General features: G+C 37.6%; 16 protein-coding genes. 7 read left to right on the top strand and 9 right to left on the bottom strand.

Annotated features, from left to right (window positions below; translation table 11 throughout):
* Window position 1: 1 nt before the first annotated feature.
* From GSQ84_RS28155 to GSQ84_RS25905, 8 genes are all read right to left on the bottom strand, one after another.
* Complete coding sequence (locus GSQ84_RS28155) at window positions 2-3,565, bottom strand: DUF6443 domain-containing protein (RefSeq protein WP_254070992.1); 3,564 nt, start codon at window positions 3,563-3,565, stop codon at window positions 2-4.
* Between the two features lie 30 nt (window positions 3,566-3,595).
* Complete coding sequence (locus GSQ84_RS25935) at window positions 3,596-7,756, bottom strand: hypothetical protein (protein ID WP_158800264.1); 4,161 nt, start codon at window positions 7,754-7,756, stop codon at window positions 3,596-3,598.
* A 287-nt stretch (window positions 7,757-8,043) separates the two neighbouring features.
* Window positions 8,044-8,340, bottom strand: a complete 297-nt coding sequence (locus GSQ84_RS25930; RefSeq protein WP_158800263.1) for a hypothetical protein — start codon at window positions 8,338-8,340, stop codon at window positions 8,044-8,046.
* 49 nt (window positions 8,341-8,389) lie between these two features.
* Window positions 8,390-8,545 carry a hypothetical protein gene (locus GSQ84_RS25925; RefSeq protein WP_158800262.1) on the bottom strand — a complete coding sequence of 52 codons (156 nt, stop codon included), beginning with the start codon at window positions 8,543-8,545 and terminating at the stop codon, window positions 8,390-8,392.
* Window positions 8,546-8,694: 149 nt separating this feature from the next.
* Window positions 8,695-9,720 (bottom strand): hypothetical protein, encoded by a 1,026-nt coding sequence (locus GSQ84_RS25920; protein ID WP_158800261.1) that lies wholly within the window; start codon window positions 9,718-9,720, stop codon window positions 8,695-8,697.
* 27 nt (window positions 9,721-9,747) lie between these two features.
* The gene (locus GSQ84_RS25915) at window positions 9,748-10,689 is read right to left on the bottom strand and encodes a hypothetical protein (RefSeq protein ID WP_158800260.1); all 942 of its coding nucleotides are present in this window, start codon (window positions 10,687-10,689) and stop codon (window positions 9,748-9,750) included.
* A gap of 1 nt (window position 10,690) precedes the next feature.
* The gene (locus tag GSQ84_RS25910) at window positions 10,691-11,632 is read right to left on the bottom strand and encodes a hypothetical protein (protein WP_158800259.1); all 942 of its coding nucleotides are present in this window, start codon (window positions 11,630-11,632) and stop codon (window positions 10,691-10,693) included.
* A gap of 47 nt (window positions 11,633-11,679) precedes the next feature.
* Window positions 11,680-12,393, bottom strand: coding sequence for a hypothetical protein (locus GSQ84_RS25905; RefSeq protein ID WP_158800258.1), 714 nt, complete (start codon window positions 12,391-12,393; stop codon window positions 11,680-11,682).
* 263 nt (window positions 12,394-12,656) lie between these two features.
* On the opposite strand from GSQ84_RS25905, the gene GSQ84_RS25900 reads away from it, so the two are divergent.
* On the top strand, window positions 12,657-13,040 hold the full coding sequence (locus tag GSQ84_RS25900) for a hypothetical protein (RefSeq protein WP_158800257.1): 384 nt from the start codon (window positions 12,657-12,659) through the stop codon (window positions 13,038-13,040).
* Window positions 13,041-13,175: 135 nt separating this feature from the next.
* Here GSQ84_RS25900 and GSQ84_RS25895 read toward each other — a convergent pair whose 3' ends face one another.
* Window positions 13,176-14,057 (bottom strand): hypothetical protein, encoded by an 882-nt coding sequence (locus GSQ84_RS25895; RefSeq protein WP_158800256.1) that lies wholly within the window; start codon window positions 14,055-14,057, stop codon window positions 13,176-13,178.
* Between the two features lie 133 nt (window positions 14,058-14,190).
* Between GSQ84_RS25895 and GSQ84_RS25890 the strand changes: the two genes are divergently transcribed.
* The 6 genes from GSQ84_RS25890 to GSQ84_RS25865 all read left to right on the top strand — a co-directional run bounded on the left by GSQ84_RS25890 (window position 14,191) and on the right by GSQ84_RS25865 (window position 18,149).
* Entirely contained in the window at window positions 14,191-15,156 is a 966-nt protein-coding gene (locus GSQ84_RS25890; protein WP_158800255.1) for a hypothetical protein, read from the top strand.
* Window positions 15,157-15,316: 160 nt separating this feature from the next.
* Entirely contained in the window at window positions 15,317-15,994 is a 678-nt protein-coding gene (locus tag GSQ84_RS25885) for a competence protein (protein WP_254070991.1), read from the top strand.
* A 69-nt stretch (window positions 15,995-16,063) separates the two neighbouring features.
* Entirely contained in the window at window positions 16,064-16,630 is a 567-nt protein-coding gene (locus tag GSQ84_RS25880) for a hypothetical protein (protein WP_158800254.1), read from the top strand.
* The gene (locus GSQ84_RS25875; RefSeq protein ID WP_158800253.1) at window positions 16,627-17,133 is read left to right on the top strand and encodes a hypothetical protein; all 507 of its coding nucleotides are present in this window, start codon (window positions 16,627-16,629) and stop codon (window positions 17,131-17,133) included. The genes GSQ84_RS25880 and GSQ84_RS25875 overlap by 4 nt, the downstream gene beginning before the upstream one ends.
* Before the next feature lie 78 nt (window positions 17,134-17,211).
* The gene (locus GSQ84_RS25870) at window positions 17,212-17,757 is read left to right on the top strand and encodes an RNA polymerase sigma factor (RefSeq protein ID WP_158800252.1); all 546 of its coding nucleotides are present in this window, start codon (window positions 17,212-17,214) and stop codon (window positions 17,755-17,757) included.
* Window positions 17,758-17,768: 11 nt separating this feature from the next.
* Window positions 17,769-18,149: a hypothetical protein gene (locus GSQ84_RS25865; protein WP_216849034.1), complete on the top strand. Its 381-nt coding sequence runs from the start codon at window positions 17,769-17,771 to the stop codon at window positions 18,147-18,149.
* Window positions 18,150-18,177: the final 28 nt, after the last annotated feature.

The raw sequence follows: 18,177 nt of genomic DNA, 5'->3' as shown, positions 1-18,177 counted from the left end.
ATTATTTTGATGGAATATTTGTTACTCCTTTATTACTAATATCAAACCACATCAATATTGTTGATAATCCTAAGGGTGTATTTAATTTATACATAGTTTTTGACAATGATAGTCCACCTAATCCTGTTCCAATAAAATATGCTTTGGCTTTGTCGATTCCACTTATGTCATATCTCGTAGACACATCAATTTCCTGTTTAACAAATAACCAATCAGCACCAATTGTTCTAGTATCAGTCAATAAGCCAAAAAGTCCAGAGGCATTAAGGTTGTCAAACCTTCTATCATGGCCAATTGCAGGAGGATCGAATGGTTTATCGGGACTATAATTAAATGTCTCTTTCCCTCCAAATGTACGTGGATTATCACCGCCTGCAAATGTACCTCCACCAAGATTCTGACCTATAGTAGATGGATCAATGCTAGAGGCGTCAGGATCTTTCGTTATAATGGACGTTTGACCACTAATAGAACTTGTTACCGAGTTTCCAGTTTGATCATTTGTAGCAGTGCCATCTGAATTTAAACTGACACTGCTATTTTCTACACCTTTTGTTTCTATTTTGGCTTTTTCTCCTATATCATCAAATCCTTCATGCGTACTATTACCTGCAAACCATTGTACATAATTTGCACCAGAGGTAGGCTTATACCAATCTTTACCCTCCATCCCATCTGGATCAATAAATCTGATAGGATTATTGTTTCCATATACGTAAGGACTGAACCTTCTACTCTTCTCCGCCAGTGGATCTACCACATTCCACCTCCCAATCACCGGATCATAGAACCTTGCCCCGTAATCGTATTGATTACTTAAGTCTGTTTGCAACTCCTTGCCGTTATAAAGATAGCGGTTGTTATTAGATAAATTATAACCTCCGGGATTTTTTAAACCAAATGAATAATACTCATCTTCCTGTATTTCCCTGGCTACACCACTAGATGGGTTTTTATCAAAACTTACCCTTACATTTCCAAGGTGATCCTGTAAATTATATTCATAATGATAGCTGCTACCATTAGGTATTGCTCTCCCTTCCTCAGTCTGTATAAACTGTATTGCATTATTATTATATACAATACCATCTATATAATCCCAATTCCCGTCACTGCCAATATTTCTGAGCTTATTTCCTGTACCGTCGTAAATATAACTTGCCAAAGTAGTATTATTCTGAGTGACTGTCTGAGGCAAATTAAGCATATTATAGGTGATACTTTTAATTCCTCCGTCACTTTTCGCATTGCCATTATCATCATAATCATAGCTCCTAAAAGGATTTCCATTATTTGTTACCGTACGTAACTGATTGGCTGGGTTACCGCTGGCATCAGCATTAGTATAGCTCAATGCTGATGCACTTCCTCCACTTCTTACTAAAGACGTAATATTACCTAAACCATCATAGCCAATCTGTTCGTTCAGTAAATTGCCGGTAGAAACCGCGGCAGTTAAGCGATTAAGAGGGTCATAAGAATAATTAAAAGTTTTAGCCCCGCTTGTTGAACCTGTATACTGCATACTGCTAATATTGCCGTTAAACATTGGGCTTACACCTGTCCCGGGATTATTGTACTGTAAGTTGAAACTGAACAAATTACTACTATTACCGGCACCACTTAACCAACCACGCTCATTATAGGTATAATTTACGTCCTGCAAAAATGGTGCAGCGCCAGTTTCACTATGCAAGTGTTTGGTAGTTAGCTGTCCTACTTCATTATAATCCATTTGACTAAGAAGAATTGGATTAGTTGAAGTATTGTTACCCGCTGTAATAGAATGAAAGGTTTGCTTCTTACGTCCCATATGATCATATGTATAGGACGTAGTTACCGTGACAGCCGCCATAGAAGTACTGGCAATAGTATAATGGTGCATTACAGTACTAGTTACATCATTGTTAAAATTGTAAGAATTAGTAATTTCATCATAGTTACCTGCATTTGATACACCTGTTGTACCACCAAGATAATGCCCTTTTAAGGTAGTAATGTTCCTTCCCAAATCATCGTAATAATACTGGGTATACAATACCGCCGAACTTCCTAATACATATGTTTTAGTGCAGGTAAGCAATCCTGTAGTGTGGGTACTTGCAGATGCCGGGGTTGCATATTGGCTATCCGGGAAAGAGTAATCATCATAGTAATTAATCGTTAGCCCTCCTGAAAAACCGCTTTTTGGCCAGGCTTCGTTTGTAGGAACTCCGCCCACTGGTCTGGTTACCCATAGAGGTCCGGTGAGTCCACTAATAATTGTTTGTAGGCCCACACGACCTATGGCTGTCCCGCCATTGTTCCATGTCCCGGTCCACACAACTCTGGATAATGCATCGTATTTTATAAAAGTCCATTGCTGGGCTGCCCTTTGATTACCATCTTGAGAAGCAACCACTTTATCCAATGTGTTGTACACCAAATATTCCCATTTCTTTCCTGGCACCTGCTTTTCTACCAAACGTTTCCTCTGATCGTAATGGTAGCCATAGATGTAATTTAGAAAAACAGCATCTGTTTCTACAAAACTACTCGGATATATGTTTGATGGTATAGGCGGTACTACATATATGAGATTATTCAGGTTATCATAAATATAGTAAGTTGCGATATAGGTTACCGGATTAGTTACAGATTGCGATTTCTTACAAACCACCTGGCCTTCTTTATCTTTATATTCAATACTATTATTGCCATTTTCATCGGTAGTGATTATAGAATATAATTGACCTGGCGCATAGTAAGAATTGCCGGTAGCACCTGCACCGCTTGCATTAGCAGTCCATAAAATAACTTCATTCTGACTATTTGTGCCATAACTTAGTTTTACAGTATGTCCGCTTCCGGTTATACCACTGTTACTCAACTGCCATGCATCACCAGGTGCGCCTTGTTCGATAGCTCTATTCAATGGCGACTGCTCAAAAGAGGTATTGGCAAAGGGCGAATTGATATGCGGTATTCCACCAGGCAGCTGGGTTACGCTGGCATTAGTTCCTGTAGGATTATAAAAATTCAATAACCCGGCACCACTTTGCAGTGCATCGGCCTTATAGCTCCCGTCAGAGCTGGTAGCTGCGTAGGGCAAATATTTTGATGTTACCCTTCCATATTGATCGTAGGATATGGGTTGAACAATATCCATATTATTAGGTGATCCTTTTACCTGAACTGTTTGTGAGGGTCTCCCTAATCCATCCATATATTGTATAGATTGCATCAGATCACAACTAGAATAGCCAGATGTAGCAGGATTATAACCGGCATTCCGTGGAATAGAAGTCATGATATAGTTCTGCCCCTGACTGGGATTGGTTGTGAGTGGCTGACAATCTATACTAGCGATATATAGATGTAAACATTGTCCCGCACTGGCAGTGAAACTAAAACCCGGACTCAATACAATGCTACCATAACTGTAGTATTCTCCCGCAGCAGGTGTGGTTGTTAAAGGTTGGGTAACCAGGGTTTGTGCAGCTAATCCCGGCCCTAAGAATAAGAGGGCTAGAATAGAAGAGAAAGACCTTAACCTATTTATTATAGCTGAATGTTGAGTAAGCATGTTGAAAAGATTTGAAAGTTAATTCCTTGCCTATTGTCCCTGGAAGTGATAATTTGTACGTTTAATAATATTTCCATCTTTATTTCTGACGTTCATTAACCGCTGCAGTCCATCATATTCAAAATAAGAGATTTCGCTTTTAGGATCTGAAGAACTCGTAATACCTATTAATGGGTCGTAGGTATATGAAGTCATCTGTGCACCTGCCGGATAAAGCCTTAATTCATCCAGTACTAAACCACTGGTACCGTTTACAGAAATAGTACCCTGATTACTCATGGTTACCTGATGCTCAAAATACCTTAGTCCATGGCTGTCGCTATTTCCCAATAAGGCAGGTGCACCCCCGTTAACTGTAAGTGCGCCACTCGCCCAGTAAGAGACGACATAAGTCCCAGCAGTGACATTACACGTAACGGCTCCCGATCCAATGCCGTAAAGCGCCATTCCTTCGTGTATACCTAAGCCTGGTGATAATGATGTAGTATTTACTCCCGTACTGGTGTAATTCCAATTACCGGAACTGGCACTTCCTTCTTCAAATCCTGTGTAGGCAACCTGACCAGCCGTAGCATTCTTCACCTCCGCTATCGGATATTGTTGATTATATCCCCATATAAATCCTCCTTGCGGGCCTGAAGTTTGATGATATGATAGAAGATTTCCCGAAGAATTATAACTATCGTAATTCATATCACCTCGTAAATATGAATTAGGCGCACCAACATAGGTAGTATAAGGTAAATTAGTATTGAAAATACCTAACATTGTTTTTCCGATTTGAGTAGTATTACCAGAAGTTTTATAAACTGATTTACTGACAGACGCCATGTACTCAACTCCAGAGTTATGGTCTCTCAGCGTCCCATCGACCTCAATCGGCAGAATCTGATTATTCTGTTGCATCATCATCAGTGCCTTTACTGAATCTACTGATGAAGATAACTGAGAATTATAGCAGGATACATAAGAAGATAGTGCCTGATTATAGTCGCTTACAGCTTGCCTCACTGATGTACGGTAAGAAGATTTTATTGCCCCGTACTGATTATATAAGTCAATTATATTCTGATCATATCCATGGTAGTTATTGTCAATTAAACATTGATTATAACTGGTACTTCCGGAATGATTTGGCGTCAAACATCCCCCGTTAATATTCCACCTTCTAAATACATAAGTAATCCATTGATTGTAAACAGGTAGCGATTGTGCATCAAAAGTTGATTTTAAACTTGTCAAGGTCGCTTTCAAGTTGGTTAAAGGCGTATTAGGGTTACATCCATCCAGTGAATAATCAGTTGAATAGGTAATTCTTTGTATTGCTATGTCAAGGTTGCTTTTGCTCAACTCTTTTCTAGTAACCATGAGATGATTTGGATTGTCATACACATAATCAGTTTGCGTACTGACCGGGTTAGCTCCATTTAGGTCATAATCTGTTGTCTGAGTGCTGGATAAAGCATTCCTGTAATTCACCTGACTAATAAGAGACACATAATAGGTATTAAAATTCCAAACTTCAGGTCCGTTAATCGTACCATCGAATTGTCCTCCATTGTCGTCATATATAGGTTGGTTTCCCGAAGTCGGTCTGAAATCACCCTGATCAAAAAGCCGGTGCACGGTAAAACAGGCAGTAGAATCTTGTTGAGTGGGAAAAAGGTCGGCATAGGTATTTTTAACATCCTTAATTAGAATAAAGTCGCTGCCAGAGCTTTTATATGTCTTCTGTTCCAGCAGCTGATTCCGCCTCCATGAATTATTAATCCTAACATAAGAGAAATTATCTACCGCAGCATCCTGGGATTTATTGAAATCATAAACAGTTTTGCCCAGTAAATTACCACTTTGATCAACCTGATACTCTTCTACTTCCTGATAAGCAACTGAGCCATCAGTGGCACCCGCCATCGATACAGTAAAGTTTTCAGTGTAAGTTTGCAAATAAGGAAGTAAGGAAGGCGAGTAATCAGATTGCCAGCTCCCGGGCGAACGTTGGTATTTCAAAAAAGTATATCCTTTTCCAACATCACTAAAATCTCCATTAAAAACATCTGAAATATAATATGGCAATTTATAGTTGTATCTTCTTGCTGTCAGTACTCCATTATCAGAACCATAATTAATCACCTGCTTGATACGGAGCCCGCCAGTAAGGACTAAATCAGCATGCGGGGTACTTGTTACGCTTGTCAGGCCTGCATGAAGTAAAGTCGCTTCCATATGATACCTGGGTTGTGACGTACCATTACCCGGACTGGGAAAATAGAAACGATAAATATGACCCGCAACAAGGTTAACGGAAAGGGTACCAGAGTATGGCATAGGAGGCGTACCTGCAAAGCCTAAAAAAGCTACCTGTGATCCTGTTCCACCACTGGTGACGTCATTAATATAAACCTGCGCCATGTTTTGCAAACAGTTGCTTGTACAACCACTGGTAATAGAGAGCTGTAGGCTTGCCTTAATAGTCTGATTTGCTGTAAACGTCTGATCCGTAGAAGTAGAATTATAAAGACCTATAGTTGACAAATGGTAAGATTGGAATGTACTATCGCTCGTGGTATAATTTCTTGTTGCCCGGTTAGGTTCAAACTGAAACTCAGTTATGCCCCCAGTAGGATATTTTATAGACTTAATACTGCCTGCAATCATATAGGTAGAATCTGGTACGCGGCTTGAAGCCGTTCCAATGGGATTTGAAATAATTAAATCTGTATTGGACTTTCCATTCCAATAGCCCCACAGGTCCTGACCATATTCACCTAGATAGGCTATCTGCCCTGTATTTCCTAAAGTATTGTAATTGATAACATAAGGAGGGTTGATTAGACTGCTTCCATCCGCGTTGATCCCTTCTTCGGAAATACCATCCAGGCGGAGGCGGCTATTAATCGTATTATCAGAACTATTGACTACGATCTGAGAGGCCGTGGTAGTCGAAGTGAAATATGATTGGTTCATATTTAAGCGCTTAATCTCTTTAAAAGCACCCCCCTTTGCCTGATAAATCCTTATCCGGCTTAGCTTGTAGGTTCCACGATCTATACGACTAGCATATTCAAACAACACTTTGCCATTTTTAAAATCAATTTCAGAAAGGTTAATGTTATTGGTGGTCACATTGGATAACGAATTGCTACTGGTAGATTGATTAGAGACTCCCCCACCGACACTCAAAGGATGAAACATATTTGTAATCTTCCCTTGATAAGCAAGCGTGTTGGTAGCATTATACTGACTGGCGTATTTAAAGGAAATTGTATCAGTGAGATCTGAAGAGATCATTTCAGTTAGAAACCAGGCGGTGACATTAGTACCTGTTTGACTAGGCGAGGAAGAAGTAACCAGATGACCTGTCGGATCTATATAATTGTTATAGGAGGTAGTTTGTGTATAGGACGTTTCCGTTGCAGTACTGTTATCTTTTACTGATCTGCCAAAAACATAGGCTGTTCCATCGGAATCATGAATGGTAAAACTGTCTCCCCCATTTGAAAAGCTCTCCATGTATTGAATTTTTATAGGGGTATATGGGATTGTACTAAAACTTGCGGCAATAGCAGAATCTACCGTGTTTTTCAAGATGAACTTACCGCTTTTACCTCCAAAATTAAAAAAGAAGTCATCCGGTTGTCCATCAAATTTTTGTAAACCACTCTGACTAGGTGCCATAGAAAGGCGGCCATAGTAATAACGCTGCTCATCATTCATCGGATCAAGGTTAGCCGGACTGGAGCCTATCGGCGGACTTGCATGCGCTCCTTGTACAACAACTTTATGTTTATAGCCATTATAATCAAAATCGGGCAAATCATTGATCTGACGTGTAATTGCGCCTCCGGCATTTAATGTCCACCCTAATCCTACGCTCGTAGCCTGTTCATGTACCTTAATACCATTTGCATGATAGCTAAGGCTGAGAGGCAGTGACATCCTGGACGTTTTTATCTCATACAGCGGAATGGATATGTTAGGGGTTCCATTCGTATAAGAAATTGGATAATTGCCATAAGTTCCCAGCGCTGTAGCATTGGCCGAAGGCAAATTGGGAAATGGCAAAGCTGCACCCGGAGTGGGAACCTGCGCCATACCGCGCAAATAACAAGTAGTTAAAAAAAAGATAATTAAGGATATGTTCTTTATAACATATAGGTGAAAATCAAAGACGTTTCTTCTTTTGTTCATTGTTTCAGATATTATAAATCTATTTATAGCGGGATAAGAGCATTACTCCCTGGGCCTTAAGCAGCGGGTTCCGGAGTTTCTTCTTAAAAATAGAAAACAGTAGTGCATAGAGAATGCACTCTTCACTTCTTTTAAAAAAAAAATTTAGGGATAAAAACAAGAAAACCATCAGCACAATGCATGCAGGAATGCATTTAGAATACCCGTAAAAAAATAAAGGACCAAGAAATTTCTATAAGCTGCAAATTGTAGCAAATTAAAGTGCAGCTACATAACACTGACTATTCTTAAGTTGGAGAAACAGCCATCGCTTTTGTAAGCGCATCTACAACAGCCTGAGTTATTTCCGCTTTTTTACTTCTTTGAAAGCCAAAGAAAAAAAAACCTTCTTCAAAATAATAATAGGTTTTACGCATGCTATTATACTTAATAGGCGCATTAAAACTCTCTTTCATATCTTTCAATATTTTGAGCAATTGTCGCTTAGAAATACCAACCTGTTTGGCTAATTCGTCTGGCGAACCAGTTACTCTCAATTGTATCAAATCGTTTATTCGTCTGTAATGAGTTACGTTAATATTCATTATTTATAGAAATAAATTAGTTTACATGGACAATGTTGATTTAAATAACTTAAGGTTTCCTTTTCATTTGCTCCGACAATTGTTGTATCAATTTATCCTGAGCTTTATATTTTTCATCCTGTCTAAGAATACGTTCATTTTGATCAATCAGATAAAGTGTGAGCTCTTCAATTTTTTTAGTCTGTGCTTTAATGATTTCACCCAAATCTATACTATCTTGTATAACCTCATCTGCTGACGATATATCGGATAGATGATGATGCAGATTATTATTACCATTTGCGAGCCACTGATCGGAGTACTGATAAAGCGACTAAGCATAGTACAATTTTTTTCATATATACATTTTGACTATTACCTTAGATTACTCACCTTTTGCTCCAAGATATTTAAACGCTCTTCCAGACTTTGATTAATTTTCTGCTGATCTTTTAACTGCTGATCTTTTTCAATGAGGTAAAGTGTGAGCTCTTCGATTTTTTTAAGCAATTTTTCATTCATATCTCCAAGCTTTACTCCTTGCGCAAGGACTTCCTTTTCAGAAGGCATATCAGGCAAATGGTGATTTTGACCAATATAAGTTTTTACATCAGCTAAAGGAAGGATACTATAATCTGTATTAAAAACATAATCGGACCAGCCTTTCATATCTACAATAACTTCCTGTGAATGAACAATTCCATTTACTGCCAGTTTTTCCAAAGGATTTGTGATACCAATACCCACATTACCATTGTATAATATTCTCATTTTTTCTACATTATTACCTGTATTAAACGAAAGACTACCACCAGTAAAACTGAGTCCTCTCAAAAAATTTATTGAACTATTGGTTTGACCGTAAAAACTATGTTCAATTGCAAAACTCTTTACATCGTACAAACTAGGAACTGCAGCTGAGGTTTGCGTATCATATCCTTTAATCCCCAAATAAGTTCCACCTCCAACATCATTTCCTTCAGACACCCTGGCTAAAACAGAACCTAATTCGCCAGATGCTAACATCTTGCCTACATCCAGAACCGATTTTGGATTGATTGTACCAACTCCTACAGCATTTTCAAAAAATCCAGTACCAGTATGAAATCCGGTAGCACCAACATTGGGACTAGCAGTATTCCAGTTCCTGGTTCTCAAATTCCTTGTACCAGGCTCTACATCCAAATAAAGATCGTCGCTAATCGATCCCGTTGGATGCCAGTATGTAGATCTTATCGCTCCGGCTACTTCCAGTTTATCCGTAGGGCTCGATGTCCCGATACCAACGTTACCTGTATTTGTATTCACAATGTTGACATTATTTCCATCCACAGACCATTGCGCATAAGAAAATCTGGAGAAAGCAAACATGGCTATCAAAACCATATAAGTTCTTTTCATGATGATAATTATTAATTATAATATAAATTAGGGTTTCTTTTTCATCTGCTCATACAATTGCTGTATCAACTTATCCTGAGCTTTATTTTTTTCATCCTGTTTAAGAATACGTTCATTTTGATCCACCAGATAAAGTGTGAGCTCTTCGATCTTTTTTAATAATTTTTTATTCATTTCACCTAATTCAATACCTTCTTTATCCACTTGTTTTGCAGACGGCATATCAGGCAAATGCTTATTCGATTTAATGTATTGTTCAACCTCATTCAGAGGCATAGAGTGATAGTTTTTATCAAACACATAATCCGGCCAATTTGCTGTTTCCACTTTAACTTCCTGCGCACGGATCTTTCCATTTACCTGAAACTGATATGTTGGGCTTACTACAGCTGTTCCAATATTTACATTCCCCATAATATTCATTTGCTGAACTGCATGTGTTTCCGTCATATCGGAATTAAAATCTGAAATATTACTAATTAAAGTTTGGTTAACAGCCGCACCATTGACCATATAGTTGACAATTTTTAAATTTTCGCCGGTTGAATTTGACCAACCAGAAAAATTAAATCCAATATTTTGATAAGCATCCTCGTAAGGAATATCCAGGGCAATATATTTTTTACCATTGTACATGCAGGTTTTAAGTTTCCAAGGAGCATCATTTGATAGAGATTGAACAGAGCCAGATGTACCTACATATGCAGATGATGTATTAACATATGCAACACCAATTCTCATATACGCATTAGTAGCACCTCGATATGCAGTAACTGTTCCTACTGCATTATTAAATGGTAAATAATTGCCATTATAAATTTCATGCAGTAAAATTAAAGAGTGGGTATAATCCCCTTGTCCATTATCACCAAGAAAAATATCTTTATACCCAGATGGGCCTGTTACAGTTTGACTATTAACCTCTGTTATCCAAAGCAGGCCTATAATTAATAAAAGAAAATGCTTCATATTATTTTTGCTCCAATGTTTTCACTCTTTCAGTTAATGCTTCATTAGCACTTTTAAGCTCAATCATATAAAGCGTCAGCTCCTCAATCTTTTTGAGCAATTTCTCATTCATATCTCCAATTTTAATTCCATTTGCAATCACTTCCTTTTCGGAAGGCATATCAGGCAAATGTTGATTTTGATCGATATAGTTTTTCACATCATTTAATGAAGGAAGCTGATAATCCTTTTTAAATACATAATCAGACCAGCCCAATTTATCTACTATTACTTCACTGGAGTGAATAGTTCCATTCACGGCCAGCTTTTCCTGAGGATTAGTGATACCAATACCTACATTTCCATTGTATGAAATTCTCATTTTTTCTGTATTGTCATTGGTGTTAAAAGCAATACTACCTCCTAAAGTATTTCCACCCCTAAAAAAATTTATAGAGCTATTTGTTACCCCGTAAAAGCTATGTTCAATTGCAAAACTCTTTACATTATTTGCCGACTGATCTGTCGAAGAAATCTGGGTGCTGTACCCTGTAACACCTAAGTAGGTACCTACACCGATAGTGTTACCTTCAGACAGCCTTGCAAGCACAGATCCTAAATCTCCTGGATTCAGGGTCTTACCTACATCCAGAACAGCATGCGGAGTTGAGGTTCCAATACCTATATTTCCATTAACCATGACATTATTTATTCCGAAATCAGCACCTGAAGATGCATAACCAACCAATAAACTTGAATTAAAAATCTTGACTGGCTTAGTACTTTCGCCACTTAGATTTAATCCAAAATTCTCCTGTATGGCAGTATTTGCACCACCACTTTGAAAAAGCAATAGAGATCCATTACCTATAGGCCCTCCAACAACATAAGGGACAACAGTTTGACTAAAAGAAAAAGTATTGACACCAAATAACACCAACAGCGATACGTATAGTTTTTTCATATTTAAATCTATTTATAATAAGTTTTGAGGGTAAATACAGCAGATATTTATTTTGAAATCTCAACAGCCTCCAGTTTTTCCAGACGTTTATTTTGTTCTATTACAATCAGAGTAAGTTCTTCTATCTTTTTCAATAGCTTGGTATTCATCTCTCCGAGTTTGATACCATCTGTCTCAATTTCCTCAGCAGTTGGAATTTCCGGCAGATGTTTATATTTTTTAATGAAGGTTTCCAATTCTGATACTGTACTAAGCTTATAAGATTGATAAAATACATAATCTGGCCAGTTTGCAGTCTCCACCTTAACTTCCATTGCACGGATATTTCCATATACAGAAAGTTTGTCATTAGGCACCCTAGTCCCAATACCAACATTTCCATTACTCAAGACAGTCATTCTTACATTGTACACACTGCCGTTATAATCTCCAATGGTTAATCTCCCTGTTGTATACCCAACAGGAGGTGTAGAAAAATAAATACTATGCTCATACGGCCCTCCATCCATATCTGTCCCTAACCCCATCCAAGCATGAGGGTCTGCATCTAATCCATATAATTGTAATCTCGGGGAACCAGAAAAAGCACCGCCAATATTTATAGCGGCAGCGGCAGAAGTTTTTTGAACCTGTAAGTTGTAAAGCGGAGTAAGCGTCCCAATCCCTACATTTCCAGTCGGTTGAATTTGATTTGTCTGAGCTATTGCCCCCAGGGAAAGACTTGTCAACAGAAGTGCCGCAGTTAATTGTTTTAAAATCATATAAAGAGTGAATTCTTCAGTTTTTCAGTAATGTTTAATCAATTCCCGCAATAAAGGAATGAGCGATCCTGGTGGAATAGTTGTTTCTAAGTGCTAAAAAACAACACGATAGTTAAGGGAAATTTCATAAGAGCATTTAGTTAATAAAATAGATATAAAGAGATTTAATTTCATTCAAATATATAATTAACCTGTATATTTTCAAATTAATTTTATTATATATCTTATATAATAAGATATTGTTTATTTACTTCTAAAAAACAGTGTTAATACTCATAACCATAGCAAATTATAAAGAGCGCAATACAACTTTCACTAATGCTTTTAACTATAATATTGATAGCTATAGCGAAACCCATTATACTTACGACCAAAACAGAAACACATTAACTTTAAAAAGGAACAGTTCTACCCCCGGAATGAATACCCTTGTTGAAGTTGATAACTTGACCTACAGTTATGACGCAGCAAATCCAAATCAACTCTTAACAGTTAATGATGGCACAACTACTGATTATACCAGTTATGGCTTCCGTAACCTAACAGCGAATACCGGTGGAACCTATACTTATGATCCCAATGGAAATCTTAAAACAGATCCATATAAAGGAATAAAAACTACTGGAAGTCCAATAGTCTTCAGATAAGAAAATTGTTATTATACAATATTGTTGGTTACTTAAACAAAATATTCAAAGGCTCTTATGTGAATAGTATTTTTCGTAATCTTTTATTAGGAGAAAATTAGCCATTCTAAGCAGCCAATAATTTAAATATTACTATTATTTCGCCAATTTTGCGATCTGTATTTTCAATTCGTCTATTTGTTTTTGCTGTATTTTGTTCTGTTTATCTGTTTCCTCTTTTTGGCGAATAAGATATAGTGTTAATTCTTCCACTTTCTTAATCAGCAACTTATTCATCTCACCCAGATTCTGTCCGTTTTCAATTATTTCCTTCTCTGATGGTATGTCTGGTAAATGCTGATTTTGCTTGATATAAGTCTTTACTTCTGTAAGGGAAAGAAGTGTATAACCTGGTTTAAAAACGTAATCAGGCCAACTTTTAGTGTCAACTTTTACCTCATTTGAATGGATAGTTCCATTAACAGATAATTGCGAATCGGGGGCAGTTGTGCCTATACCTACATTTCCTCCCTGAAATGTCAATACAGGAGTAGAAATACCATTAGTTAGTTGTGTAAACCTATAATCGATACCTGCGTTACTATTGTAGTTTGATAGTGTTAAGTTATATCCGGTTATTAAAGGATCCCATTCCTGCATTGGTATATTTGTAAGTGCAGCAGGTGATTTGACAATATGAAGTGGCACAAGAGGATTTGTTGTACCGATACCAATATTACCTCCCCTGAATGTTAAAACAGGATAGGGAGTGCCATTAGTAAATTGTGTGAATCTATAATCTATGCCAGCATCACTATTGTAGTTTGATAAGGTCAAATTATATCCGGCTATTGATGGGTCCCATTCCTGCATTGGAACATTTGTGAATGCAACAGGAGATTTAACAATTTGGAATGGCACAACAGGATTCGCTACCCCTACGCCAGCATTTCCGGTGGGAGGAAACGCATTAGTAGTCTGTGCATATATAAAATGGCTTACTCCTATTATAGCAATGGTTAGAAATATCTTTTTCATTTATTAATATTTTTTGTAGAACATTTACTATTTAAAATGCGCCTCTAATATATTAATTATTGCGTGGCAATAATTAATTATCATATCTTTAAGGCATTCAATAAATTTAATCTTACAAAACTCTCTTATTAAAATGTACAAGATCATTCCCCTATTCATCCTTTTTTATTTAATGTTCAATTATTCTTATGCTCAGACAAATATATTTCCGGACAATGGCAATGTCGGAATTGGGACAGTAAATCCACAGGCGAGTTTAGATGTTAATGGTACCGAAAATTTAAATGGAAATTTGACCTTTTCAACCGATCAAAGGGCATATTTTGTCCATGCACTTCTGAATGGAGGTGCTATACGTTTTAGGTCTAATGCATTGAGTCCAACAGACAGAAACCTGCAGTTTGGTAATATGGATAATAACGGTACATTTTATAGTTACATGACGGTTGGAGAAACAGGAAATATTGGTATAGGTACAGTTAGTCCGCGGGTGCCATTAGACGTTGCAATTGATTTAACCAACCAAAAGCTTGGATCAGTATTTGGCAGATTGCCTGAAGGCGACAATCAGGGGGAAGGTACATTTCTTGGTGTAAGAGGGTATTCAACTAATCCTAATTCAAAAGGTTTTGCCATTGAGCACAGTTTTTACGGAATTATCAATAGTTCAATTAATTTTTTTAGAGGAGGCACTACCGATGATGGTTGTATCGCCTTCAATACCTATCATAATACAGAGAAAATGCGCATTGATGTCAATGGAAATGTAGGTATTGGCACTTCAACACCTAAGGAAAAACTTTCCGTAAATGGCAAAATCAGAGCTCAGGAAGTGATGGTGGAGACAGCTAATTGGCCAGACTTTGTATTTGAATCTTCTTATCACCAGAAATCAGTCGAAGGCTTAGAAGCATTCATCCAAAAGCATAAACATCTTCCTGACATGCCATCCGCGGAAGAAGCAGAAACTAGTGGCATAAGCCTTGGAGAAATGAATAAAAAATTACTAAAAAAGGTTGAGGAGTTGACTTTATACATGATCGAACAGCACAAGGAAATTGAAGCCTTAAAGAAAAAAGTAAAATATTCATCAAAATAATTAAACTCTGTCCATCAGATCAATATTGGATTTACTAGACTTGAGTATAAATAAGAAGGCTAATAGCTGTATCAATTTCAATAGCATTAATAAATTGATTTTGATTACTAATATTTATAGTATATTTTTATAGCCTGAAAGATTTTGAAGTAAACAGGGTATGGATTTAACATCACCTTCTAATTTTGATAGTATAATTGCAAGTTCTGATAAGGCTTCTAATCAGGTAAATAAACTTTTAAGAGTTTATCCCGGTGAAACACCATGGCATCGCAACTGGAAGAAAGCCTTTCCTCCAACATTTAGGGAAGTCAGCTTTTCCGATCTTATCCTGGGTGAGCTCCACAGAGCCGATGTACATACTCCCTGCGGCACTACATTAGAGTTTCAAAACTCCCCTATTACCCTCGAAGAACTCCAAAGCAGGGAAGCCTTTTATCCAAACCTGGTTTGGGTATTAAATGGGAAGAAATTCAAAGGTTTCAGGATCCTGAAAAGCTTACCAGATGTAGACCACCCAAGGCTTGATAATTACGAGTTTTGCCATACAGACCATCTTTCCATGATCAGGAAGTCTGAACTGATGCGAATGCATATCAAACCACAAATTTTAAACTTTTATCACCCCGAGATCAAAGGCATCCCCTTAACCTCTCATTATTATTCTTTCTGCTGGAAAAACCCGCATCGCGTATGGTTTCAGGCTAAGTTTCCGATCATCGTAGATCTGGGCGGCCACTTTTTATACCAGCTAAAACAACGGAAACAGCTTTCCGGTAATTATGCATATTTGCACATGATCACCAAGAAGTCTTTTATAGAACGTTACGTCATTTGAAATAAATAGCAAAAAATGACTATTGCAGTGTAGTTCTTGTACAGATAAATTTAAGCCTAATATTTACTTATGAAGATTCTGGCTTGTTTAATTCTATTGTTATGGCTGATAACTGGTCTATTACTAGGTGTAGGCGGAGTAACAAAACTAAACTCTGATGAAGCCATTGAAACGATTAACAGACGAAAAGAGGAATTAATCAAACAAACGATCCCCCCTACTACAACATCACAGGGCACCTCTGTCGCTAATCTTTATGAATTACTTATCGCTAATGAACATGAAGGTATAGCATACTTTTTTACATGGACTGTCAACTTCCCAAAATTTACTGCTCTATGTATTACGGCAATGTCATTTGGCCTGTTGGGTTCAGTGATCAGTTTAATAAAAGAGCTTATTGATAAGTCAGTAAGTCCCGATTCAATCAATTTTATAGCTAAACCATTTCTAGGCATATTGACCGGCTTGGTGGTTTTAGGTATCTCTTACATGCTGCCCACGATATTAATTAAAGGCGCCAGCGAAATCAGACCCATCACATTAATGTTTATCAGCCTCTTTTGCGGTATATATATCGACAAATTCTATAAAAAATTAGAAAGTAGCTTTGATAAAATCATCTCTGTAAAATGAAAAGAATCTTCATTATTGTAATATTTATGTTCTATGGCATGCTCTGCAAGGCCCAGTCTGTAGATAGCTGTAGATATCAAGATTCAGATATAAAAGTTGATAAAAACCTTTTCAGACGTAAAAGCCCAACTCAAATTATTTTACCAGACCTTAAAAATAAGGTTTCAGCTTTGCCTTTAAACCTAACTGAAAAGGAACTTGAAAAAATCATTCAGGAGCATAACCAGTTTCCGCTTATCACAAAGGGTTACAAGTATAATTACAAAATTGATTTTGGTAAAAAAGATGTGTTAAAGGTAGAAATACAAACAAAATCCTCAAACCAAGACGGCGATGAACCATATCGATCTTCAATTTATGAAACATACATTAGCTATATTTGTACTGATCAAAAACATGATCCTAAACATAATTCATCAAATCTGGAAATGATGAAAAAGATCCAGGCACAAAAGAAGTGCAGCGGATATAGCATGATTATCTATAATACCGGCGATCTTTAAGGATTATTTTATTTTCCTTAAAATCTTTTTACCACTCGATCGTCTCTACTATTAAACAATTATAGATTAACCAGCCGGATGAGTGAAGACAAGAACAGTTACCTTTTAAAAACCATACAGGATTATGGAAAAGGATTACTGTCTTTTATCCGCCGCCGGGTAAGCAACGATGCCGATGCACAGGATATTCTGCAGGATATCTGGTATAAACTCAGCCTGATGGTAAATACTGCTCCGGTTGAACAGACCAGTGCGTGGTTATACAGAGTTGCACGCAATACCATTACCGACAAGTACCGCAAGCGTTCTGAAAGTCTACTGGACGACATTTTTGGCGACGATGACGACGAACCCGACTACAGCGCTATCCTGTTCCCGGATTCTGCTACTCCCGAAACAGAATATGTACGCAGCCTTTTCTGGAAGGAACTATTTACTGCACTGGATGAACTGCCCGAAGAACAAAAGCAGGTTTTCATCTGGCAGGAGATCGATGACATCCCCTTTCAGGAAATTGCGGAGCTAACAGGCGTTAACGTCCAAACGCTGGTATCACGAAAGCGGTATGCCGTGCTGCACCTGCGCAAGCGGTTAAAACAATTGTACGATGAATTGACAGATTAAATTTTAAAATCATGAGAAGAATATTTTTTAACCTACCAGCCTGGAGCCGGTTTATTTTTGTCCCTATTATGGCAGCGGCCTTTTTAGCGCTGATTAGTTATGTGGTGATGCAGTTATGGAATAACCTATTGCCTGATATTATTCATGTAGGCACGATTACCTTAACACAGGCCGCAGGGATTTTTATCCTGTGTAAGATACTGTTTGGCTTTGGCCGGCCAGGAGGCCGATTTGGCGGAGACCGATCGATGTTTAAAAAACGCCTGGCTGAGCGGATGCAACATATGGATCCTGAAGAACGCGCCCGGTTTAAGGAACAGTTTGGAAACAAGTTCGACCGTTGCAGAAATAATCGCTGGGGATCAAAAGAAGATGAAACCAGCGATATCTAATTATATGAATACTTATTTTACACATTGA

This window comes from Pedobacter sp. L105 (assembly GCF_009765875.1).
In the GTDB taxonomy this organism is placed as follows: Bacteria; Bacteroidota; Bacteroidia; order Sphingobacteriales; family Sphingobacteriaceae; genus Pedobacter.
This window is presented reverse-complemented; position numbering and strand designations above follow the sequence as displayed.